24 protein-coding genes are annotated in these 21,831 nt (G+C 34.2%); 11 read left to right on the forward strand and 13 right to left on the reverse strand.

What is annotated here, in order from left to right:
• Nucleotide 1: 1 nt before the first annotated feature.
• The 6 genes from ccoN to NBRC110019_RS11710 all read left to right on the forward strand — a co-directional run bounded on the left by ccoN (nucleotide 2) and on the right by NBRC110019_RS11710 (nucleotide 6,081).
• The gene (gene ccoN / locus NBRC110019_RS11685) at nucleotides 2–2,206 is read left to right on the forward strand and encodes a cytochrome-c oxidase, cbb3-type subunit I (protein ID WP_281755041.1); all 2,205 of its coding nucleotides are present in this window, start codon (nucleotides 2–4) and stop codon (nucleotides 2,204–2,206) included.
• Nucleotides 2,207–2,211: 5 nt separating this feature from the next.
• Nucleotides 2,212–2,409 carry a CcoQ/FixQ family Cbb3-type cytochrome c oxidase assembly chaperone gene (locus NBRC110019_RS11690; RefSeq protein WP_281755043.1) on the forward strand — a complete coding sequence of 66 codons (198 nt, stop codon included), beginning with the start codon at nucleotides 2,212–2,214 and terminating at the stop codon, nucleotides 2,407–2,409.
• The gene (locus tag NBRC110019_RS11695) at nucleotides 2,406–3,356 is read left to right on the forward strand and encodes a cbb3-type cytochrome c oxidase N-terminal domain-containing protein (protein ID WP_281755045.1); all 951 of its coding nucleotides are present in this window, start codon (nucleotides 2,406–2,408) and stop codon (nucleotides 3,354–3,356) included. Before NBRC110019_RS11690 ends, NBRC110019_RS11695 begins: the two co-directional genes overlap by 4 nt.
• 35 nt (nucleotides 3,357–3,391) lie before the next feature.
• The gene (gene ccoG / locus NBRC110019_RS11700; protein ID WP_281755047.1) at nucleotides 3,392–4,813 is read left to right on the forward strand and encodes a cytochrome c oxidase accessory protein CcoG; all 1,422 of its coding nucleotides are present in this window, start codon (nucleotides 3,392–3,394) and stop codon (nucleotides 4,811–4,813) included.
• 110 nt (nucleotides 4,814–4,923) lie between these two features.
• The gene (locus tag NBRC110019_RS11705) at nucleotides 4,924–5,376 is read left to right on the forward strand and encodes a FixH family protein (protein WP_281755049.1); all 453 of its coding nucleotides are present in this window, start codon (nucleotides 4,924–4,926) and stop codon (nucleotides 5,374–5,376) included.
• A 3-nt stretch (nucleotides 5,377–5,379) separates the two neighbouring features.
• Entirely contained in the window at nucleotides 5,380–6,081 is a 702-nt protein-coding gene (locus tag NBRC110019_RS11710) for a sulfite exporter TauE/SafE family protein (RefSeq protein WP_281755051.1), read from the forward strand.
• A gap of 103 nt (nucleotides 6,082–6,184) precedes the next feature.
• On the opposite strand, the gene NBRC110019_RS11715 is transcribed toward NBRC110019_RS11710, so the two are convergent.
• The 10 genes from NBRC110019_RS11715 to NBRC110019_RS11760 all read right to left on the reverse strand — a co-directional run bounded on the left by NBRC110019_RS11715 (nucleotide 6,185) and on the right by NBRC110019_RS11760 (nucleotide 15,765).
• Nucleotides 6,185–7,006 carry a universal stress protein gene (locus NBRC110019_RS11715; protein WP_281755053.1) on the reverse strand — a complete coding sequence of 274 codons (822 nt, stop codon included), beginning with the start codon at nucleotides 7,004–7,006 and terminating at the stop codon, nucleotides 6,185–6,187.
• A 33-nt stretch (nucleotides 7,007–7,039) separates the two neighbouring features.
• Entirely contained in the window at nucleotides 7,040–8,404 is a 1,365-nt protein-coding gene (gene hemN / locus NBRC110019_RS11720; RefSeq protein WP_281755054.1) for an oxygen-independent coproporphyrinogen III oxidase, read from the reverse strand.
• Nucleotides 8,405–8,599: 195 nt separating this feature from the next.
• Complete coding sequence (locus NBRC110019_RS11725) at nucleotides 8,600–8,773, reverse strand: hypothetical protein (protein WP_281755056.1); 174 nt, start codon at nucleotides 8,771–8,773, stop codon at nucleotides 8,600–8,602.
• 53 nt (nucleotides 8,774–8,826) lie between these two features.
• The gene (locus tag NBRC110019_RS11730; RefSeq protein WP_281755058.1) at nucleotides 8,827–9,435 is read right to left on the reverse strand and encodes a DUF6705 family protein; all 609 of its coding nucleotides are present in this window, start codon (nucleotides 9,433–9,435) and stop codon (nucleotides 8,827–8,829) included.
• Nucleotides 9,436–9,445: 10 nt separating this feature from the next.
• The gene (locus NBRC110019_RS11735; RefSeq protein WP_281755060.1) at nucleotides 9,446–10,948 is read right to left on the reverse strand and encodes a hypothetical protein; all 1,503 of its coding nucleotides are present in this window, start codon (nucleotides 10,946–10,948) and stop codon (nucleotides 9,446–9,448) included.
• A gap of 190 nt (nucleotides 10,949–11,138) precedes the next feature.
• Nucleotides 11,139–11,753 carry a DUF6705 family protein gene (locus NBRC110019_RS11740; protein WP_281755062.1) on the reverse strand — a complete coding sequence of 205 codons (615 nt, stop codon included), beginning with the start codon at nucleotides 11,751–11,753 and terminating at the stop codon, nucleotides 11,139–11,141.
• An 11-nt stretch (nucleotides 11,754–11,764) separates the two neighbouring features.
• Nucleotides 11,765–12,379: a DUF6705 family protein gene (locus tag NBRC110019_RS11745; RefSeq protein WP_281755064.1), complete on the reverse strand. Its 615-nt coding sequence runs from the start codon at nucleotides 12,377–12,379 to the stop codon at nucleotides 11,765–11,767.
• On the reverse strand, nucleotides 12,380–12,997 hold the full coding sequence (locus NBRC110019_RS11750) for a DUF6705 family protein (RefSeq protein WP_281755065.1): 618 nt from the start codon (nucleotides 12,995–12,997) through the stop codon (nucleotides 12,380–12,382).
• 101 nt (nucleotides 12,998–13,098) lie between these two features.
• Nucleotides 13,099–14,457 (reverse strand): pyridoxal-phosphate dependent enzyme, encoded by a 1,359-nt coding sequence (locus tag NBRC110019_RS11755; RefSeq protein ID WP_281755066.1) that lies wholly within the window; start codon nucleotides 14,455–14,457, stop codon nucleotides 13,099–13,101.
• Nucleotides 14,458–14,529: 72 nt separating this feature from the next.
• On the reverse strand, nucleotides 14,530–15,765 hold the full coding sequence (locus tag NBRC110019_RS11760; RefSeq protein WP_281755067.1) for an ABC transporter permease: 1,236 nt from the start codon (nucleotides 15,763–15,765) through the stop codon (nucleotides 14,530–14,532).
• Between the two features lie 5 nt (nucleotides 15,766–15,770).
• Between NBRC110019_RS11760 and NBRC110019_RS11765 the strand changes: the two genes are divergently transcribed.
• On the forward strand, nucleotides 15,771–17,030 hold the full coding sequence (locus NBRC110019_RS11765; RefSeq protein WP_281755068.1) for an exo-beta-N-acetylmuramidase NamZ family protein: 1,260 nt from the start codon (nucleotides 15,771–15,773) through the stop codon (nucleotides 17,028–17,030).
• Here NBRC110019_RS11765 and NBRC110019_RS11770 read toward each other — a convergent pair.
• Complete coding sequence (locus tag NBRC110019_RS11770; protein ID WP_281755069.1) at nucleotides 17,027–17,521, reverse strand: YkgJ family cysteine cluster protein; 495 nt, start codon at nucleotides 17,519–17,521, stop codon at nucleotides 17,027–17,029. The genes NBRC110019_RS11765 and NBRC110019_RS11770 overlap by 4 nt on opposite strands.
• Before the next feature lie 53 nt (nucleotides 17,522–17,574).
• Between NBRC110019_RS11770 and NBRC110019_RS11775 the strand changes: the two genes are divergently transcribed.
• The gene (locus tag NBRC110019_RS11775) at nucleotides 17,575–18,288 is read left to right on the forward strand and encodes a class I SAM-dependent methyltransferase (protein ID WP_281755070.1); all 714 of its coding nucleotides are present in this window, start codon (nucleotides 17,575–17,577) and stop codon (nucleotides 18,286–18,288) included.
• Between the two features lie 9 nt (nucleotides 18,289–18,297).
• On the opposite strand, the gene NBRC110019_RS11780 is transcribed toward NBRC110019_RS11775, so the two are convergent.
• Nucleotides 18,298–18,726 carry a DUF2059 domain-containing protein gene (locus NBRC110019_RS11780; protein WP_281755071.1) on the reverse strand — a complete coding sequence of 143 codons (429 nt, stop codon included), beginning with the start codon at nucleotides 18,724–18,726 and terminating at the stop codon, nucleotides 18,298–18,300.
• 83 nt (nucleotides 18,727–18,809) lie between these two features.
• Nucleotides 18,810–19,442: a 7-carboxy-7-deazaguanine synthase QueE gene (locus NBRC110019_RS11785; RefSeq protein ID WP_281755073.1), complete on the reverse strand. Its 633-nt coding sequence runs from the start codon at nucleotides 19,440–19,442 to the stop codon at nucleotides 18,810–18,812.
• 224 nt (nucleotides 19,443–19,666) lie between these two features.
• Between NBRC110019_RS11785 and NBRC110019_RS11790 the strand changes: the two genes are divergently transcribed.
• Genes NBRC110019_RS11790 through NBRC110019_RS11800 form a run of 3 tightly spaced genes read left to right on the forward strand, consistent with a single transcriptional unit; the run spans nucleotide 19,667 to nucleotide 21,824 of the window.
• The gene (locus NBRC110019_RS11790) at nucleotides 19,667–20,233 is read left to right on the forward strand and encodes a hypothetical protein (RefSeq protein ID WP_281755075.1); all 567 of its coding nucleotides are present in this window, start codon (nucleotides 19,667–19,669) and stop codon (nucleotides 20,231–20,233) included.
• A gap of 10 nt (nucleotides 20,234–20,243) precedes the next feature.
• Entirely contained in the window at nucleotides 20,244–21,455 is a 1,212-nt protein-coding gene (locus NBRC110019_RS11795) for an ATP-binding cassette domain-containing protein (protein WP_281755077.1), read from the forward strand.
• Nucleotides 21,456–21,458: 3 nt separating this feature from the next.
• Nucleotides 21,459–21,824 (forward strand): cupin domain-containing protein, encoded by a 366-nt coding sequence (locus NBRC110019_RS11800; protein ID WP_281755079.1) that lies wholly within the window; start codon nucleotides 21,459–21,461, stop codon nucleotides 21,822–21,824.
• Nucleotides 21,825–21,831: the final 7 nt, after the last annotated feature.

The following is a 21,831-nucleotide window of genomic DNA, read 5'->3' on the forward strand; positions in this document are numbered from 1 at the left end:
TATGGAAATGCAGCAATTTTATTACGATAACAAAATTGTAAAAAAGTTTCTCTACGCCACCATGCTATGGGGTATTGTAGGAATGTTGGTAGGACTATTACTAGCATTCATGTTTATATTCCCATCCTTAACAGAAGGTATTTCATGGTTAAGTTTTGGTAGGCTAAGACCTTTACACACCAATGCTGTTATCTTTGCCTTTGTAGGTAATGCTATTTTTGCGGGTACCTACTACTCTACTCAACGCTTGCTTAAGGCAAGAATGTTTAGTGACTTTTTAAGTAATTTTAATTTCTGGGGATGGCAGCTAATTATTGTAGCGGCAGCCGTTACCTTACCTTTAGGCTTTACCTCATCTAAAGAGTACGCCGAATTAGAATGGCCAATTGATATTGCCATTACACTAGTTTGGGTTGCTTTTGGTATAAACCTTATTGGTACTTTACTAAAACGTAGAGAGCGTCACATTTATGTAGCTATATGGTTTTATATTGCTACGTTTGTAACTGTGGCTATGCTTCACGTATTTAACAACCTTGAACTTCCTGTTAGCGGATTAAAGAGTTACTCTATCTACGCCGGAGTTCAGGATGCATTAGTACAGTGGTGGTACGGACACAACGCAGTGGCTTTCTTCTTAACTACTCCTTTCTTAGGGTTAATGTATTATTTTGTTCCTAAAGCGGCTAATAGACCTGTATACTCATATAGACTGTCTATTGTTCACTTCTGGTCATTAATATTCATTTATATCTGGGCAGGCCCTCACCACTTATTGTACTCTTCTTTACCAGACTGGGCACAAAGTTTAGGAACTGTATTCTCTGTTATGCTTATTGCTCCTTCTTGGGGTGGTATGATTAATGGGTTACTTACCTTACGTGGTGCTTGGGATAAAGTTCGCGTAGATCCTGTTCTTAAATTTATGGTAGTGGCTATTACAGGTTATGGTATGGCTACTTTTGAAGGACCGATGCTTTCTTTAAAATCTGTAAATGCAGTTGGACACTTTACCGACTGGATTATTGCTCACGTACACGTAGGTGCATTAGCTTGGAATGGTTTCCTTGCTTATGGTATGATGTACTGGTTAGTTCCTAAATTATTTAAAACTAAATTACACTCTGTTTCATTAGCTAACTTCCATTTCTGGATTGGTACTTTAGGTATTCTTTTATATGCATTACCAATGTATTTCGCTGGATTTACTCAATATTCTTTATGGAAACAATTTGAGCCTGATGGACACTTAGCCTATGGTAACTTCCTAGAAACAGTTACCGAATTATTCCCTATGTACTGGATGCGCGCTATTGGTGGTACTTTATATTTAACTGGAACTATTGTTGGTGTTATTAACCTTTCTATTACTGCTGCAAATGGTTCTAAAGTAACCGATGATTTAGCAGAAGCTCCGGCGCTTAAAAGAATTAGCAAACGTAGATTAGCTAACGAAAAATTACACCCATGGCTAGAGCGTAAGCCTATCTTATTCACAGTGCTTTCTTTAGTAGCTGTTGCTATTGGTGGAATTATTCAAATTGTACCAACATTAATGGTAGACTCTAACATCCCTACTATTACAAGTGTTAAACCTTACACTCCTCTTGAGCTTGAAGGTAGAGATCTATACATTCGTGAAGGCTGTGTGGGTTGTCACTCTCAAATGATTAGACCATTTAGAAATGAAACCGAACGTTATGGTGAATATTCTAAAGCTGGAGAATATGTGTATGACCACCCATTCTTATGGGGTAGTAAACGTACTGGACCAGACTTACTAAGAGTTGGGGGGAAATATAACGACAACTGGCACTTTAACCATATGATAGACCCTACTTCTACATCTGAAGGTTCTATTATGCCTAAATATCCTTGGTTAGTTGATAATAAAAAACACAATCGATCTAACATTAAAGGTAAAATGGAAGCCATGGTTACTTTAGGAGTTCCTTATACAGAGGAAGATATTGCTAATGCTACAAAAACAATGGAAACACAAGCGGCTAAAATTCAGGAGAGTTTATATACTAACGATCCCGATTATGCAAAAAGCTATGATAAAGCGAAAGCTAGAGCTGCCAAATTAAAAGAGCCATTTGTAGAAATGAAGGATAGAGAAATCGTAGCTCTTATTGCATACCTGCAAAGGCTTGGTACAGATATCAAGATAAAAAACCCGGAAAAAGTAACTGCTAAAAACTAAGTATTATGTTAAGGTATGTAAAACATCATTTAGACACTATTGCAGACGTGGATATTTATCCGATTATTTCGCTACTTATTTTCTTCATATTCTTTACAATGATTATTGTTAAAGCATACACCAAGAAGAAAGAAGAAATTAACGAAATAAGTGCTTTACCATTAGACGATGAACTGACAACAACCAACAATAATTTATCATGAGAAGTTTCACATCATATTTAAGAGTTGTAATTATTGTTGCTATCGTAGCCGGAGCAGCAGAATATTTTATTGACTCTGGAGACAAACCGGCCTTTTTAACCTATCCGGAGGTGCCTATTTTTCTTGGCTTGTTCACCATTGCATTAATAGGTATAGAAGTTATGGTAGGTACCATGCATGCGCTTACAGAGGCTATAATGACAGAAGAACGCAAACAAGCTATGGCCGAGAAAAAAGCTTTAGCAAAAGAAAATGCGTGGTATAATAAGTTATATAAAAAATTATTAGATCAAAAACCAATAGAAGAAGAAGGTGAGATTATCTTAGACCATGATTATGATGGTATTAAAGAGTTAGATAACAATCTTCCTCCTTGGTGGTTATGGCTATTCTATATTACGATTACTTTTGGTGTTATCTACGGCATTAGATACCATGTATTAGGAGTTCCTTTACAAGCAGAAGAATATGATAATGAAATAGCACAATACGAAATTGATCATGCCGAATATCTAAAAACTGCCAAAGACTTAGTAAATGCAGATAACGTTACCCTATTAACAGACGCTAGCGATATAGCAGCCGGTAAAGCTATTTTTACAGCTAATTGTGTTGCTTGTCATGCTGCAGATGGTGGTGGTGGAATTGGCCCTAACCTAACAGATAAATACTGGATTTTAGGTGGGGGCATCAAAAATGTATTTACTACAATTACTGAAGGTGGTAGAGATGGTAAAGGTATGGTTCCATGGACACAGTTGAAACCTTTTGAAAGACAGCAAGTAGCTAGTTTTGTTTTAAGCTTACAAGGTACAACAACATTAAGCCCTAAAGATCCGCAAGGAGACATTATTTGGGAAGGTGAAAAGAGTACGGATGCTGAAGCCTCTGAAGAAACAGAAACTACTCTTGAAGAAACCACAGAAGAAGTTACTGTAGTTGAATAAATACAACCAAAAGTAATTTATAAAATCAAATAAAAGTGGAAACTCCAGATAACGAAAAATTCAGAGACTCTATAAGCACCATTAATGATGATGGGAATCGCTCATGGGTTCATCCGAAGAAACCGAAAGGATGGTTTTACGATAAAAGAAAAATAGTAAGTTATGTATTGCTTGCCTTCTTATTTTCGGCACCGTTTATAAAGATTAACGGAAATCAATTCTTACTTTTCAATGTACTGGAACGAAGATTTAACATCTTCGGTTTCCCCTTTTGGCCACAAGATTTTTACCTTTTTGTAATTTCATTAATCATCGGGGTGGTTTTTATCACCCTGTTTACAGTAGCCTTTGGTAGAATCTTTTGCGGATGGGTATGCCCTCAAACCATTTTTATGGAAATGGTGTTCAGAAGAATTGAATACTGGATTGAGGGTGACAGAAACGCGCAACGCAAATTAGACACACAATCATGGAATGCTGAGAAAATTAGAAAAAGACTTATTAAATGGTTCATCTTTTTTATTGTTTCCTTTTTAATTGCCAACGTATTCTTAGCCTATTTAATAGGTAGCGATGTACTCATACAGTATATCACTGAAGGGCCGCTAAATCATTCAGGAACCTTAATATCGTTATTAATATTCACCAGTGTTTTCTATTTTATTTTTTCATGGTTTAGAGAACAGGTATGTATTATAGCGTGTCCTTACGGAAGATTACAAGGGGTACTACTAGATAATAAATCGGTAGTTGTAGCCTATGACTACAAACGTGGGGAGGGTGAAAATGGACGTAAAAAATTCAGAAAGAATGAAGACCGTGAAGCCTTAGGACATGGAGATTGTATTGATTGTTTACAATGTGTACATGTTTGCCCTACCGGTATAGACATTAGAAACGGTACGCAGTTAGAATGTGTTAACTGTACAGCATGTATAGATGAATGCGACACCATCATGGATCGTATTAACAAGCCAAAAGGATTGATTAGATACGCTAGTGAAGATGATATTGCAAAAAATGAGAAATTTAAGTTTACTCCTAGAATGAAAGGTTACACCGCTGTTCTTGGTATCTTAATTTCGGTTTTAGTAGGGCTGCTATTCTTGAGAAATGATGTAGAAGCAAAAGTATTACGCTTACCTGGTCAGTTATATCAACACGTAGATGAAACTACTTTAAGTAACGTATATACATTTAAAATCATTAACAAAACGATTAATGAATATGATAACGTTCACCTAAAGCTGCTTAATAAAGAAGGTATTATTAAAGTAGTTACCGGTAACGACATTACCATCCCTAAACAAGGGTTAGCAGAAGGAACACTGTTTATTGAAATAGACGAAGCCTTCTTAGATGGAAATAAAACAAAAATTGAAATAGGTGTTTATAGTGGAGATAAATTAATTGAAACCACATCTACCTCTTTCATGGGACCAAGGTCCTTTAACTAAATAACATTTATCATCCACTTTTGGAAGAGCAAACTAAAAGTGGATGATTATAGAAACATCCGCTAATGTGACGGATTTATCAGATAGTTTAATTTTTTAAATCGTTAGGTATGAAACTAAAATTTAACTGGGGAATGGGCATTGTACTGGCCTTTGTACTGTTTATATCATACATCATGTATTTTATTATTACAGTAAGTACCGACAAAAGTTTTGATGTAGAAATGGTAACTGAAGATTACTATAAGCAAGAGCTAGGTTATCAAAAAGACATTAATACGTTATCACTCACCAAGTCAATGAACATGGATGTGGTATTTGAAAAAGTTGACGAAGGATTGTTAGTTCAGTTCCCTAAAAAAATAAAACCAGGGCTGGTAAAAGGTTCAATGTTCCTATATAGGCCGTCTGATAAGCATATGGATTTTGAAATCCCTATTTCATTATCTGATTCACATTTGCTCATACCTAACAATCGCTTAAAAGACGGCCGATGGAACATTACTGTTAAATGGGATTATATAAATCAATCTTATTTAACAAAAGAACAAATTACATTTTAAAAAATGTTAATCTCTGCTTTCATAATAGGTTTTTTAGGTAGTTTTCACTGTGTTGGTATGTGTGGCCCTATAGCTTTTATGTTGCCCTTAGATCGCTCTAATCACGTTACCAAATTTTTTCAGATTATGAGCTACCATATGGGCAGGTTTTTAAGCTATGCTACTATTGGAGCAATCTTTGGAATCTTAGGTACCGGATTTTACATTAGCGGCTACCAGCAACAACTATCTATTACTGTGGGTATTCTAATGTTGCTAACCGTAATTATACCGCAAAGTACCTTACAAAAAGTAAGTATAACCAAGCCCGTTTATAAATTAATAAGTAAATTAAAATCGGCACTTGGTAAACAGTTTAAAAAAAGAAGTTACTCATCTCTTTTTACTATTGGATTGTTAAACGGATTATTACCCTGTGGATTAGTTTATATGGCTGTATTTGGAGCTTTAGCGTTAGGTAATCCGGTAAAAAGCGCCTTATATATGGTACTTTTTGGGTTAGGTACACTACCACTTATGAGTGCCGCTGCCTATATTGGCAACTTTTTAAACAATACCATACGATACAAAATTCAAAAATTGGTACCAGTATTTATAGGTATTATAGCCGTATTTTTTATTCTAAGAGGATTAGGATTAGGAATTCCGTATATATCCCCATCCAATATCAATCTAATGGTTAAAGAAGCACCTAATTGTCATTAAAAAGAAACAACTAAATCAGTAATCTATATAAAAGAAAACTGGATGTAATTAAATTACATCCAGTTTTTTTATATGATTTAAGTTTAATCTTAAATAAGTATCCTTAGATTTTAAAAGTTACCACTGGTAACGTAGAATGATTAGCGATATCTTCACCAATACTACCATTAAAGAAGTGAGACATACCCGTTCTTCCATGTGTTGGAATTGCAATAAGATCTGCACTAATAGTATTACTATAGTTAATAACACCATCTTCAACAGTATAATCTGAATAATATGCTACTGGAAAATCTGGTTCTTTAGCAGCTTTAGCCAAGAAGTTTTCTGTTAACTCTTTAATTTCATGAGTACTCATAAAATAATCGTTAGGCAAGTTTACATAAAGTAACTGTACCTTAGCACCAATAGCGTTAAAGATTTTCTGAGCTTTGTTATAAGCAGCTACATTTTCTTCTTTAAGATCGCAAGCAAAAACAACCGTTTCAAAATCTAAATCGGCTACTTTATTTTTAATTACTAATACAGGGGCATCAGAAGTTCTAACTACCTTCTCCGTATTAGACCCCATAAAAAACTCCTCTACTCCAGAACTACCATGAGATCCCATAATAATTAAATCATCTTCCTTAGCCATTTCAGCTAATTCAGAAAATACTTTAAAATGCTTAATTACCGGAGTAATTTTAAATCCTTTTAAATAGTCTTTGTCTAAGAATTCTTCAAATTTCTTTTCAGCCAATCTTAAATAATAGATAGACTCTAACTGTTGTTGACCTTCTGATTTGTTTAATAACGCCTCAGAAAGTTCTAACATGTGAACTATCTCAATTTCGGTGTTGGTTTTTTTAGCAAGAACAGACGCCGTATACAATGCAAATTCTGAATGCTCAGAAAAGTCAACGGGTACAATAATTTTGTTCATAGTTATAATAGCTTAAAGTTTAAGTAATAGTTTTTAAATTGTCATAGAAAATAGTTTGGTCTCTGGTTTTTTGCGTTGTAAATGTAAATCAAAAGCCATACATACATTCCTTACAAAGGGTTTCCCCTTTTCAGTTACGATTATTCCATTTGAAGATACACACAAGAGTCCATCCTGTTCCATTTCAGTCAATTTTATAATGACCCTAGGAATATCGTCAAAGTACATATCGGCATCGTCCCAAGAAGTTTTAAAATTGCACATCAAATTTAAAATATGTTTACGAACTACCAAATCTTCTTTTGATAATAAATGCCCTCTATATACAGGAATGACGTTTTTGTTCAATATTTGATAATAATTTTCGATATTCTTTTCATTTTGAGCAAAACCATACCAGCTATCACTGATACTAGAAACGCCTAGCCCTATCATTAATTGCGTCTTGCTTGCCGTATACCCCATAAAGTTTCTGTGCATGGTTTCCTGATCCATTGCCTTAAACAAGGTATCTTCGGGTAAGGCAAAATGATCCATTCCAATTTCAACATACCCCATATCGGCTAATTTCTTTTTACCTTCTTCGTAAAGCGCTCTCTTTACTTCCCCTGAAGGCAAATCATCTTCATTAAATCCTCTTTGCCCGTTTCCTTTAATCCATGGCACATGGGCATAACTATAAAATGCAATTCTGTCTGGCATTAAAGTTTCGGTTTTGCCAATTGTTTCCATAACATCTTCCAATGCTTGAAAAGGCAATCCAAAAACCAAATCGTGCCCCACAGACGTATAGCCAATTTCTCGTGCCATTTCGGTTGCTTGTTGTACATATTCATATGGTTGAATTCTATTTATAGCTTTCTGTACTTTTAACGAATAATCTTGCACCCCGTAGCTTACTCTTCTAAAACCTACATCGTATAAGGCTTGTAAATGCTCACGAGTGGTATTGTTAGGATGCCCTTCAAAGCTAAACTCATAGGTTTCGCAACACTCGGCACGTTCAAAAATACCATTGATTAATTGGAGTAAATTTTCAGGTGAGAAAAAAGTAGGAGTCCCACCTCCCAAGTGTATTTCTTTAATCTTGGGTGTACGCTCAAATAAGTCGGTATACAATTCCCACTCTTTAAGCAAAGCTTCTATGTATGGGTGCTCTACATCGTGGCGTTTTGTAATACGCTTATGACACCCGCAAAAAGTACACATACTTTCGCAAAAAGGTAAGTGAATATACAGGCTTATTCCTTCTGCCTCATTACTCTCGTTAAACGCCTGTTGTACACTACTTATCCATCCGGAATAGTGGTACGATTCAGGGTTCCAATACGGCACCGTAGGGTAGCTCGTGTAGCGTGGCCCCGCCACGTTATACTTCTGAATTAAAGAATTGCTCATATCCTTTTATTTAATACAAAGGTATTTAAGGAGTTACTTAATTAACATGACAATTATCATGTTTTGATAGCGCCCAAAAAAGCGAAGTTATTTATAGAGTATTGATTAAAAAATGAAAGCTCTATAATTACCGTTTGATAATTATAGAGCCTCAAAACTATATTTTCAACAATTCTTTAAAACAATCAGTACTAGTTAACTCCAAACATAGTATTCTATGTTAGTAATCAAATTACTCGCTTGGTCATATTCAGTACTTCCTTTGGTAGCTTCAAGGGTTTTAAAAGATACTCCGTTAAACTGAATGTTATAAAATTCTTCCGAAGTTAACTCGTTAGACTGTGCAAACACCGTTAAGGCACAACACATAAAAAAATAGATTTACAACCGTTTTTACCATAGTATGTTTATTTAATATTCATTTATTGTTTCGTTAATATCACATAATTAGGAATCGTAAACTCAGGATCTCTATGCTCCGCAGCACCTAAAGCCCAATGCTCACTATTTTCTAAAATTAACTGCACTTTAGATGGTTCTCCTACTTGGGTTAACTGCAATACCAATTTCATAGATTCTGATTTATCTTTTAAGTAATCTTCAAAAAATAATCCCGCATAATCATCATTTCGATACCGCCCTCCAAAAATAGGAACCAATGATCCAGTATATACAGGATGAGCACTAAATATATTAGTATTTGTAATAGGGTAATTTAAGGTATTTATAACTTCATACCCATCCTTTACATAACGATATTTTCCAACCAATACATCTCTATAATAATGTGGGGGTAAACCTAACGTATCATATACCATTGTATATTTTGCCATTTCAATAGTTAGGGTATCTGCACCACTACACCATTGCCAAGTACCAACATAAGGAGCAAATGAGTTGGTTACATCTTTAAGATAACAATTCTCTACTATTTGGTCACTATTATAATCTGAAGCGATATCTACAATAGGAAATTGCGCTTTTACAAGCATACTCGATAAACAAAGTAATAAAGTTATAATATTTTTCATTTTTCTTTTTTTATTCACAAGGTGTTTCTATTAAATTTCCATCTTCATAATCCAATTGTGTAAACTCAGTAAAGGTACTATTGGATCTATATAAAGTTAAGGCCAATTCTTTATTAGATAAAAATTTCACAAACTGCTCTTCAACACCAGCTATCGGTTTATCAACTGATATTCCATATGTATATGTAAACTCATACACTGCTTTCTTATTCGACATAAGGAAGTCTGGATTTGTATCTTCCCAATGTGCAAAATATTTCTGAGCATATTCAGAATTTTTAAAAGAATCACCATCATTGATAGTCAATACATAATGCGTACCATGCTCTGTAGACAAAGTTGACATAAATGTATTTGGACTAAAAATATTTCCTGTCATTACAAACTTATATATAGTGTAAATATCATTTAAAGAAAATACAGATAATTGTTTTTTACCTGGAGCAGGAGTTTCTGTATTGTAATGGATATGCATTAATATACTTATCGCTGTATTAATCGTATTTAATTGAACTATAACCTCATCTTCACCGGCAACACCTTCAGTATAATTAGCCTGAAAACTATCCTCCGCTGTCGTTAGAGGAGTTAAAACATAAGACATTTCTCCGGTAGCAGCATTTACAGCATTCGAAAGGTCGTTTAGTAAAAGATTCACATCAGCCGTTCTAGAAGAATGATTTGCTATAGACTTGCTCATGGTATTCTTTATTTGTTCACAATCAGATAAACTGATAGAATCGTCAATAATTGGTTCTGTTATTACAAAATCAGGATCATCATCGCATCCTTTACACCCTAAATCTCCTAAATCATCACCATCACTCCCTGAATCACTTCCACTTGAACCGCCTCCAGAGCCACCACTTCCTCCATCACCTGTACCTCCCGTACCACCATTTCCAGAGCCACCACCATGACAATACAACTGAGAAACCATTGTATGTACAGTACAATACCCTTCTTCATGTGGACAATATCCCTCATAAACATAGGTGCCATAAGGATTAGAATGATAAGTAACAACGTCTTCCCAACATTGTGTATCCTCATTAAATTCAACTTTATTAAACAAATCTGCCTCTGTAAAACCATTAAGTTCTATAAACTCGAAGTGAAAATCTCCCAAGACTTCAATTCCTGATTTAAACTGTAACATTTGGGCATCATCAAAATCATACCTAACCAAATATATGGTGGTAACATTATTATTAATTGATATAACTAAATTTTCTAATGCAAATGAAGATGTAAACCGCTTTACAGGAAATGTAAATGATTCATAGGTTCCCTGATTATCTACTACGTAATTATAAATATTGGTATCAACAAAAAAGTCAAAATCATCAAAATACAAAATTTTACTAGCCTCGTGATTCTTAAAGTTAAGGTTATTCTTGCTTAAAAAATCAACAACAGCAGAATTATGCTTAACATCAAAGCCCTTTTCTTTTCTCACAGTATAAGCTGCTTCGATAAGATGTTCTGTATTTGAAATGGATTCTACATCCACTTCCTTTTTACAGTTTAAAAAAAGTAAAGTGTTTAGCAATAAGCAATAAGCAATTTTCTGATTCTCATTTTGTCCTATTTATATTTACCTGCTAGAAGTAAGTGAATTAATCGCAGTACCAATATACAAATCTTTCATATAAAAACAAATAAAATACATAAAAAGATTACTAAAACTTAAAGTTTAATCTTTATTGTTTCGTTAATATCACATAATTAGGAATCGTAAACTCAGGATCTCTATGCTCTGCTGCACTAAAAGCCCAATGCTCACTATTTTCTAAAATTAACTGCACTTTAGAGGGTTCTCCCACGAGTGTTAACTGCAATACCAATTTCATAGATTCTGATTTACCTTTTAAGTAATCTTCAAAAAATAAATGTGCATAATCCTCATTTCTATATCTCGCCCCTATAATAGGCACTAATCCAAATTTAGTGTAGATAGGATGACTATCATAAATATTAGTATTTGTAATAGGGTAATTTAAGGTATTTATAACCTCATAGCCATCTTTTACATAACGATATTTTCCAACTAACAAATCTTCATAAGATGGTATTGGACTTATAGAATCATATACCATTGTATATTTTGCCATTTCAATAGTTAGGGTATCTGTACCACTACACCATTGCCAAGTACCAACATAAGGAGCAAACGAGTTGGTTACATCTTTAAGATAACAATTCTCTAATAATTGGTCACTATTATAATCTGAAGCTATATCTACAATAGGCATTTGTGCTTGCATACCTAATGCAAACCATAATAAACCAATGAATAATATAACTTTTAAATTCATCTATACACTCCCTATATTTTCGTTAATATCACATAATTAGGTATGGTAAACTCAGGATCTCTATGCTCTGCTGCACTAAAAGCCCAATGCTCACTATTTTCTAAAATTAACTGCACTTTAGATGGTTCCCCCACTAGCGTTAACTGCAATACCAATTTCATGGGCTCTGACTTATCTTTTAAGTAATCGTTAAAATGCAAGTAGACGTAATCTTCATTTCTGTACCTTGCTCCTATAATGGGAGACAGCCAAAACTTATTATATATAGGATGTAAATCATAAACATTAGAACTTGTAATAGGGTAATTTAAGGTATTTATAACCTCATATCCATCTTTTACATAACGATATTTTCCAACCAATATATCTCTATAATGTGGGGGTAAACCTAACGTATCATATACCATGCTATATTTTGCCATTTCAATAGTTAAGGTATCTGTACCACTACACCATTGCCAAGTACCAACATAAGGAGCAAACGAGTTGGTTACATCTTTAAGATAACAATTCTCTACTATTTGGTCACTATTAAAATCTGAAGCGATATCTACAATAGGCATTTGTGCTTGCATACCTACTGCAAACCATAATAACCCTATAAATAATATAACTCTTAAATTCATCTATATTTTCGTTAATATCACATAATTAGGTATGGTAAACTCAGGATCTCTATGCTCAGCTGCGCTAAAAGCCCAATGCTCACTATTTTCTAAAATTAACTGCACTTTAGAGGGTTCTCCCACGAGTGTTAACTGTAATACCAATTTCATAGATTCTGATTTTTCTTTTAAGTAATCTCTAAAAAATAATCCCGCATAATCATCATTTCGATACCGTGCTCCTATAATAGGTGGTAATCCGAATTTTGTATATATCGGGTGAGCGGTATATACATTAGTATTTGTAATAGGGTAATTTAAAGTATTTATAACCTCATACCCATCCTTTACATAACGATACTTTCCAATTAATAAGTCACTATAGTGAGGTGTCAAACTTAGCGTATCATGTACCATGCTGTATTTTGCCATTTCAATAGTCAAGGTATCTGTACCACTGCACCATTGCCAAGTACCAATATAAGGAGCAAATGAGTTGGTTACATCTTTAAGATAACAATTCTCTACTATTTGGTCACTATTATAATCTGAAGCTATATCTACAATAGGCGTTTGTGCTTGCACACCTAATGCAAACCATAACAAACCTATAAATAATATAACTTTTTTTGAAACCAATTAAAATAGTATATAGCAATTTCCTTTACTTAAATATACAACTATCTGTAATAAAAAACAAAAGTTTTTAAAAACTTTAGGAAACGTGATTATACCTCTTATTAAATAGCACTAATAATATCGTGCTTGGTTATAATATGATGGGTACCATCTGCTAACGCTACTAAAACAGCATCGTTTTCTCGGGTTATTAATTTTGAGAGTTTATCTAAAGGCGTATCTACCGTTACTACCGGAAACGGCGCTCCCATTACTTCTTTAACAGGTTTATCAGACATGTTCTTATCTTCTATAAAAGCACGTAGCAAATCAGACTCATTAACCGACCCAACAAAACCATTGACATCTTCTACCGGTATTTGCGAAATTTTATATTTCCGCATACGCTCAATAGCATGCGAAACCAACTCTTCTGTTCGTAGGGTAACTAAAGGTACATTTTTATGTTGTGCTATAAGATCGCCCGCCTTGGTAACCGCAACCTCTAAAAAGCCACGCTCACGCATCCAATCGTCGTTAAACATTTTAGCCACATAACGACTTCCGGAATCATGAAACAACACTACCACTACATCATCTTTGGTAAAGTGTTGTTTTAGTTGCAACATCCCTTTAATAGCAGCTCCGGCTGAATTTCCAACAAAAATACCTTCTTCTTTGGCTATCTTTCGGGTATACACAGCAGCATCCTTATCTGTCACTTTAGTAAAACCATCTATGATGCTAAAATCTACATTTTTAGGTAGAATATCTTCTCCAATACCTTCGGTTATATAAGGGTATACTTCATTTTCATCGAAGACTCCGGTTTCATGGTATTTTTTAAATACCGAACCGTAGGTATCTACTCCCCATATTTTAATATCCGGATTCTTTTCTTTTAAATACTTACCTACGCCAGAAATAGTTCCTCCGGTACCAACCCCAACAATAAAGTGGGTTATTTTACCTTCGGTTTGTTCCCATATTTCGGGACCGGTTTGCTCATAATGAGCAATTGCGTTAGATGGATTATCATACTGGTTTACATACCACGCATTAGGTGTTTCTTCTGCCAAACGTTTGGAAACCGAATAATACGAACGCGGATCTGTAGGCTCTACATTGGTAGGGCACACCACTACCTCTGCACCAACAGCGCGTAGAATATCTATTTTTTCTTTCGATTGTTTATCGCTAATAACACATATTAGTTTATACCCTTTTATAATAGCTGCTAAGGCCAATCCCATTCCCGTATTACCACTGGTACCCTCTATAATGGTTCCGCCTGGTTGTAGGCGCCCATCGGCTTCTGCATCCTCAATCATCTTAACCGCCATACGGTCTTTAACAGAATTCCCCGGGTTAAAGGTTTCTACTTTAGCTAGCACTAAAGCATCTATATCTTCAGTTAGTTTATTCAGTTGTACCAAAGGGGTATTCCCAATAGTCTCTAATATATTTTTAGCGTATTTCATAGCATTCAATGTTCTGCCATAAAGATAGTATAGTTTTTATGCAATTGAAATACTATTCGATAAAGTTGTTTCTTACTCAAACTTAATGGCTTTCACCGGAGCAATACGAGTAATGATATATGAAGGTAATAAAAGCATAAGCAGACAAACTACTAACACCCCTGCATTAAGTAATAGAATATGCAATGGGTTAAGATATATAGGAGCTTCAGTTACATAATAGGTCTCTGGTGGTAACTTCACAAATCCGAATTTTTGCTGAAGTAATAGCAAACCGATACCTATTGCATTTCCCCAAAGTATTCCTTTTCCTATTAGATACACTGCGTTATATAAAAATATTTTTCGGATGCTCCAATTGGTGTTTCCAAACGCTTTTAGCATTCCAATCATTGGGGTACGGTCTAATACCAACACCAATAGCGCAGTGATCATATTAATGCCCCCCACCAAAATCATAATACTTATAATAAGTACAATATTAAAATCGAAATATGAAATCCAATCAAAAATAAACGGATACTTATCTAGTATACTTTGTGAATTTAAATTAGAAGGAATCTGATTATAAATCAAGTTTTCGGTTTCGTTAATTTTGTCAAAATCATTGACAAAAATTTCGAAATTTCCAATCTCGTTAGCTTCCCATTTATTTATACGTTGAATATGGCGTAAATCCATAATTACATACGAAGCATCAAACTCCTGAAAACTACTATCGTACAACCCAACAATATGTAACTTCATCTGATTAGGAATATCGCTGCCGTTATCTTTTAGGAAAAAGGCTGTCACCACATCGCCTACTTTCACCTCTAACCTGTTAGCCATGTAAGAAGACATTAAAATATCTTCATTTCTATCCCCTGTATAATCGGGTAATACTCCTTCTACCAAAAAGTCCTGCATATACTCCCAATTATAGGCGGCACCTACTCCTTTGGCAATAATACCTTCAAAGGTTTTTTCAGTACGTATAATTCCGCCTTTACCGGCAACTGCCTGTATATGCTGAATATTAGGAATATTAGTAAAGTTGGGATAAAATTTTTGTTCCTTAGAAATAGGATTTACGGAAACATCAGATTGATTGGTACCATATTCAAATATCTGAATATGACCATTAAAAGCCGCAACCTTCTCACGTATTTTGTGTTGCAATCCAAAACCAGTAGCAATAGCTGTTAGCATCATTACCAAACTAATAGCAATAGCTACAATTGCTATTTTTATTATTGATGCCGAAATACTATTTTTATCTTCTTTAGCAGTAGCAATTCGCTTTGCTATAAAATATTCAAAATTCAAGCTATATGGTTTCTTTATTACGTCTCAAAAATACATTTTTATTATTGGCTATACTACTTTTTTCCTGCGGAAACAATTTGGCCGCCGATAATAAAACCACCACTCCTATAAAATCTGAAACCGTTAAAGCCCCCCAAATACGCACCGGAGCCGAAAACATAGAGGCATACCTACCGCTACTAAAGGATAAAAAAGTTGGTGTGGTTACCAACCAAACCGGCATCTTACAACATACCACTACACAACGTATGCAAGGAGGTGTTTTATCTACTTCTGAGAATATTCATTTGGTAGATTTCCTTCTTAGTAAGCACATTCACCTTACCAAAATATTTGCTCCAGAGCATGGGTTTAGAGGTACTGCAGATGCTGGTGAACATATTAAAAATGGTAAAGATATTACTACCGGACTACCTATTATTTCGTTATACGGAAATAATAAAAAACCAACAGATAAGCAACTAGAGGGTTTAGACGTTTTAGTTTTTGACTTACAAGATGTTGGCGCCCGATTTTACACCTATATTTCTACGTTGCACTATGTAATGGAAGCCTGTGCAGAAAACAACATTCCATTAATTGTTTTAGACAGACCTAACCCGAATGCACATATTATTGATGGCCCTGTATTAGAAAAAGAAAATAAAAGTTTTGTAGGAATGCATCCAGTACCTGTGTTATACGGAATGACCATTGGAGAATATGGTAAAATGATTAATGGTGAAAAATGGTTAACAAATGGCATACAATGCAACCTTACGGTAATACCTTGTAAAAACTACACGCATAATAGCACCTATAGTTTACCAGTAAAGCCTTCTCCTAATTTACCTAACGACAGGGCTATTGCATTATATCCTAGTTTATGCTTTTTTGAAGGGACAAATGTTAGTGTAGGTAGAGGTACCAATATACAGTTTCAGGTATATGGAGCCCCCTATTTTTCTGATACGAAATTTGAATTTACGCCTGGTCCTAATGAAGGTGCTAAAAACCCTAAATACAATGGCACTAGGTGTTATGGATATAACCTAACAGGTATTAACCGCCTAGAGAAACTAGAATTAAAATGGTTGCTAAATGCATATAATATAACCCCCGATAAATCGGAATTCTTTATATCTTTTTTTACAAAATTGGCTGGCACTAAAAAGCTACAACAACAAATTAAACAAGGTTTATCTGAAGAAGCTATTAGAGCCAGTTGGACAAAAGACCTTAACAGTTTTAAACTTACCAGAAATAAGTACCTTATCTATGATTAAAGCTTAATACGCTTTTTCATCTCTTCCACTATATTAAATGCAGCCGGACAAATAGCCGTATTTTTTAAAGTAAGGTTGGTAATCTGATGAAACTTTTTTCGATCGGTATGCGGATATTCTCTGCATGCCTTTGGGCGTACCTCATAAATTAAACAGTAATTATCGGTATCTAAAAATTTACATGGTACCGACTGTAATACATGGTCGTTATCTTCATCTACTCTCAAATACTGATCTATAAATTGCTGAGGTTTTAATTTTAAATGCTTGGCAATACGATCAATATCTGCATTGGTAAACAATGGTCCTGTAGTTTTACAGCAATTGGCACATGAAAGGCAATCGGTTCTTTCAAACTCCTCCTCATGTAATTCCTCCATAACATAGTCAAGATTTTTTGGAGGCTTTTTTTTAAGCTTTGCAAAGTACTTCTTATTCTCGTTATGTTTATCTTTGGCCAGTTGCGGCAATTGCTTTAAAATAGTTTCCAAAATATAACTGTTTCTACTGCAAAAATCTTAATTATAAATTTATTTCGCTACATATGAAGGATCTTTTTGGAAAAGCTATACTAGATTATCAGTTGGGGAACTATACCGAGGACATTAAAACAGAAACTTCTATTTCTGAAGAAGATGATTTACCTCTTCCTTATTTATTTAGAGACTATGATGAAATGCCGAGCCTAGAAAAAAAAGCATTGGATATAACATCTGGTAGCGTTTTAGATATTGGTTGTGGAGCAGGGAGTCATTCCTTATACCTTCAAAACACCAGAGGTTTAGAGGTTACAGCCGTAGATATTTCTCCTAATGCTATAGAAGCCTGTAAATTAAGAGGTGTTAAAAATGCTATTAGCCTAGATGTTATGACTATGACCTCTAACAACAAATACGACACGCTATTGTTATTAATGAATGGTGCGGGAATGTGTGGACGTTTAGAAAAACTTACTGCATTTTTAGAAAAACTAAAAACACTAATTGCTCCGGGGGGTCAAATACTTTTAGACTCTTCTGATATTATTTACATGTTTGAAGACGATGAAGAAGATGGTGGCGTATGGATACCGGCCGATAAATCGTATTACGGAGAAGTAGACTATATAGTAAAATACAAAGGTGAAGAAGAACCCGCTTTTGACTGGATGTATATTGACTATGACACATTAAAAAAAGCCGCTGATTACAACGGCTTTAAATGTACTTGTATTTTAGAAGGAGAACATTATGACTATTTAGCCCAGCTCTCTTTATAATCTTTTATCTTATAAAGATCCTAACCAATCTGACTGGATTTCAGTTTCTTGAACTCCAATATTCTTAGCATTAGTCACAAACTTTTTCATAGCTTCAGTTTTAGAAAACTCTTCATAAGCTACTGCTATAGACTGATCTTCTCTAGCAAAAGAGCCATCAGCTATTTTTTTACCTACTTCAGTGCTATAAAAGTCAATCATTACTTGCATGTCTTCTGCACTCAAGTATTGCGAATAAACAACTGCAAGATTATCTAACACCATATCAACTTTTTCTTTTGAAGTAGATTCATCTCCTCCATTAGAAAGGTATAAATTAGAATAAAAAGTAGCTTTTCCATTAACCTTAAACAACTCCACTGCCTTATCTTTAGCAGAAGTTTGAGCCGAAACCTGTAGTCCAATAAATGCTATTAAAACAAAAATAATTTTTTTCATGAGCTTATATATATTAGTAGTTTAGCGTAAAAATAGAACTTTCTACTAATATTAAATAACTTATAACATTTTTTTTTAATTTGTTACGGAATGTTTAAATATTTATGAGTTTGTAAAGAAACTTTCCATTTCGGGTTTTTCATTACATAATTTACAATATCAGGAACCACCTCATTTCGCTTACTCCATTCCGGTTGTAAATATAAAATACAATTGTTATTTACCTTTGCCGCTTGTTCTTCCGCAAACTTAAAATCGTGTTTGTTATACACAATTACCTTAAGTTCATTGGCAGCTTCATAAACCTCTTTAGTCGGTAATTTTATTTTTTTAGGCGATAAACACACCCAATCCCAAGTACCTGTAAGTATATATGCACCTGAAGTTTCTATATGTGTTTTAACCCCTTTAGCTTTTAATGCCTCTGTTAAAGGCCCCATATCCCAAGTTAAAGGCTCACCTCCGGTAATTACTATAGTATCAGAATACTTTATGGCATTCTCAACAATTTCAGATATTTCTGTAGGAGGGTGTAAATTTGCATTCCAGCTTTCTTTAACATCGCACCAATGACAACCTACATCGCATCCTCCAACTCTAATAAAATACGCTGCGGTACCTTTGTAGTATCCTTCTCCCTGAATAGTGTAGAACTCCTCCATTAATGGCAACCATAATCCTTGGTCTACCAGATTCATTACTTCTTCTTTACTCATTTTCATTTTGCAAAGATACTAACTTAAACCCTAACGCCTATAGCGGTAACTTAAAGAACTTTAAATATTATAAAACTTTATTAATTTCTTTATCAATGGTTTTCTTTTCCTTGATAATACCCTAATTTTACGTAAAAATGGTATCGAAATATTTATCATAACAACAAAGCTTTGGTTGGTTATAATTTTTTTCACCCTTTTATCTACGATAAATTTATTTACCTATGAAAAAGTACACCCTTAAAATATCAATAATTGTGATTATCATATCACTTGTAATTACATCCTGCGCAAGTGATGCCGAAAACGAATTCTTAATCACTAAAGATCAGGTAGGATTACTAACCCCTACCACACATTTAGATGAATTAGAAACTATTTTTGCTAAAGATTCTGTTTCTGAAAGTGCCTACGAAGGTGAATTACGCTATGCAAGTACCGAGCGTTTTGAAATTTTTGATAAAACCGGTGCACCTTTACTAGAAATAACGCCAGCTAAGGATAGTATTCACACCATTAGAAGCATTAAAATTATAAGTCCTAAATATTATACCAAGTCGGGCATTACAGTTAATAGTACATTTAAGGATATAAAAAAACAGTATCCCATAAGTTCTATTGATAATTTATGGACCTCTGTAGTAATTCATGTAAATGATTTGAATGCTCACTTTACCATTGATAAAAAGAATTTAGATCCTAAATTTTTAAAAAACACCCTTTACGATGTAACCGAAAATGATATTCCGGAAACAGCTCCGATAAAATACTTTATGATTGGGTGGTATTAAAAACAGATTAATGAATAGTATTTTAATTTTTCACGATAATAGCTGCTCTTCCTCTATACTAATAAAAAAAATAGTAGAGAACACATTTTCTGAAATTGTAATAGAGGACAAAACTAAAGTAAAGATATTTAGTCCGGCGGTGTTAGAATCTTTTATTAAGGAGGAAGAAATTCACGAGCATAATATTTTTGGAAACCAGTTACAATCTATTAAAACTTTATCGGGAGGCGAACAGAAGAAGGCTCTACTACAATACCTTATACATGAGCAACCTGAGATATTACTACTAGATAATCCTTTTGATCATTTAGACGCTCAATCGCAACAAGAACTTCATCATACCTTAAAAGATATTTCAACAAAAGTGCAATTGGTATTATTACTAAGTCGCAAAAAAGATATCCCTGACTTTATGACCAAAAAGTATCTTGCCAACAACAATAAGCTTTCTGCTTATAAGGAGTTTTCAAAAAGTACATTTGTTAACGATAGTATTACTATTCCAAAACCTATAGAAGCACAACACTATAACGACACCTACCTTATTCAATGTAAAGAGATTTCTGTTTCATATGGAAATAAACACATTCTTAAAAATATTAATTGGAATATTAAACCAGGAGAATTTTGGCAATTAACAGGGCCAAATGGATCAGGTAAAACCACTTTGCTAAGTATGATTACTGGAGACAATGTGAAAGGGTATGGTCAAGAATTATATCTATTTGGACACAAAAAAGGATCGGGTGAAAGTGTTTGGGAACTTAAAAAAAACATAGGCTACTTTACTACTAATCTCACCCAACAATTCACAGGGAGATATACTGCCATTGAAATGATTATTGGCGGTTTCTTTGATGCTGTTGGGTTATACAATAAACCTACTGAAGTACAGCTAAAAATTGCCTCACAATGGTTATCGGTAATGGGATTAGAAAATTTTGAAAAAACCTATTTCAAAGAACTCTCACTTGGCTACCAACGCATGATTATGATTGCTAGAGCCATGGTAAAACATCCTTTATTACTTATCTTAGACGAACCTACAACCGGATTAGATGAAGATAATGTGCGTATACTGGTTAATTTTATCAATAAAATAGCTGCAGAAAGTACTACCGCTATTTTATATGTTTCACATCGCAAGGAAGAAGGATTAACCCCTAAATACCATTTTACACTATCGCCATCCGAAAACGGTTCAACAGGCAAAATACACTAAGACATGAAAAAGTTTATCATTCAGAAAACCCCTTTTGTAGTACCCACTACCGACGGAAAACTTATAGAAGAGCATTTTGGTAATGCAACCAATGAGAATAAAGATATAAGCATTGCCCATATGATTGCCCCACCGGGATGGAGCGAGCCATTCCAAACTCCCGAATTTGACGAGTACACCTATATCATTAAGGGTAAAAAACAATTTATTATAGAGGATAAAACTGTTGTTTTATCTGCAGGAGAATCCATAAAAATTTTAAAAAATACCCGAATTCAATACTCAAATCCATTTGAGGAACCTTGTGAATATATTGCTATTTGTACTCCAGCATTTTCAATGGATTTAGTATATCGGGAAAACGAATGATATGAAT

Origin of the sequence: Neptunitalea chrysea (assembly GCF_027924145.1) — a bacterium.
Lineage (GTDB): Bacteria > Bacteroidota > Bacteroidia > Flavobacteriales > Flavobacteriaceae > Neptunitalea > Neptunitalea chrysea.

Bases quoted from the DNA above. Each gene is read 5' to 3' on its own strand.
- NBRC110019_RS11780 (WP_281755071.1), bottom strand. From the start codon at position 18,726: ATGAAAAAAATTATTTTTGTTTTAATAGCATTTATTGGACTACAGGTT.
- NBRC110019_RS11745 (WP_281755064.1), bottom strand. From the start codon at position 12,379: ATGAATTTAAGAGTTATATTATTTATAGGGTTATTATGGTTTGCAGTA.
- NBRC110019_RS11785 (WP_281755073.1), bottom strand. From the start codon at position 19,442: ATGAGTAAAGAAGAAGTAATGAATCTGGTAGACCAAGGATTATGGTTG.
- NBRC110019_RS11790 (WP_281755075.1), top strand. From the start codon at position 19,667: ATGAAAAAGTACACCCTTAAAATATCAATAATTGTGATTATCATATCA.
- NBRC110019_RS11715 (WP_281755053.1), bottom strand. From the start codon at position 7,006: ATGAACAAAATTATTGTACCCGTTGACTTTTCTGAGCATTCAGAATTT.
- NBRC110019_RS11765 (WP_281755068.1), top strand. From the start codon at position 15,771: ATGGTTTCTTTATTACGTCTCAAAAATACATTTTTATTATTGGCTATA.
- NBRC110019_RS11730 (WP_281755058.1), bottom strand. From the start codon at position 9,435: ATGAAAAATATTATAACTTTATTACTTTGTTTATCGAGTATGCTTGTA.
- NBRC110019_RS11725 (WP_281755056.1), bottom strand. From the start codon at position 8,773: ATGTGTTGTGCCTTAACGGTGTTTGCACAGTCTAACGAGTTAACTTCG.
- NBRC110019_RS11740 (WP_281755062.1), bottom strand. From the start codon at position 11,753: ATGAATTTAAAAGTTATATTATTCATTGGTTTATTATGGTTTGCATTA.
- NBRC110019_RS11775 (WP_281755070.1), top strand. From the start codon at position 17,575: ATGAAGGATCTTTTTGGAAAAGCTATACTAGATTATCAGTTGGGGAAC.
- NBRC110019_RS11800 (WP_281755079.1), top strand. From the start codon at position 21,459: ATGAAAAAGTTTATCATTCAGAAAACCCCTTTTGTAGTACCCACTACC.
- hemN (WP_281755054.1), bottom strand. From the start codon at position 8,404: ATGAGCAATTCTTTAATTCAGAAGTATAACGTGGCGGGGCCACGCTAC.
- NBRC110019_RS11755 (WP_281755066.1), bottom strand. From the start codon at position 14,457: ATGAAATACGCTAAAAATATATTAGAGACTATTGGGAATACCCCTTTG.
- ccoN (WP_281755041.1), top strand. From the start codon at position 2: ATGGAAATGCAGCAATTTTATTACGATAACAAAATTGTAAAAAAGTTT.
- NBRC110019_RS11695 (WP_281755045.1), top strand. From the start codon at position 2,406: ATGAGAAGTTTCACATCATATTTAAGAGTTGTAATTATTGTTGCTATC.
- NBRC110019_RS11795 (WP_281755077.1), top strand. From the start codon at position 20,244: ATGAATAGTATTTTAATTTTTCACGATAATAGCTGCTCTTCCTCTATA.
- NBRC110019_RS11710 (WP_281755051.1), top strand. From the start codon at position 5,380: ATGTTAATCTCTGCTTTCATAATAGGTTTTTTAGGTAGTTTTCACTGT.
- NBRC110019_RS11690 (WP_281755043.1), top strand. From the start codon at position 2,212: ATGTTAAGGTATGTAAAACATCATTTAGACACTATTGCAGACGTGGAT.
- NBRC110019_RS11705 (WP_281755049.1), top strand. From the start codon at position 4,924: ATGAAACTAAAATTTAACTGGGGAATGGGCATTGTACTGGCCTTTGTA.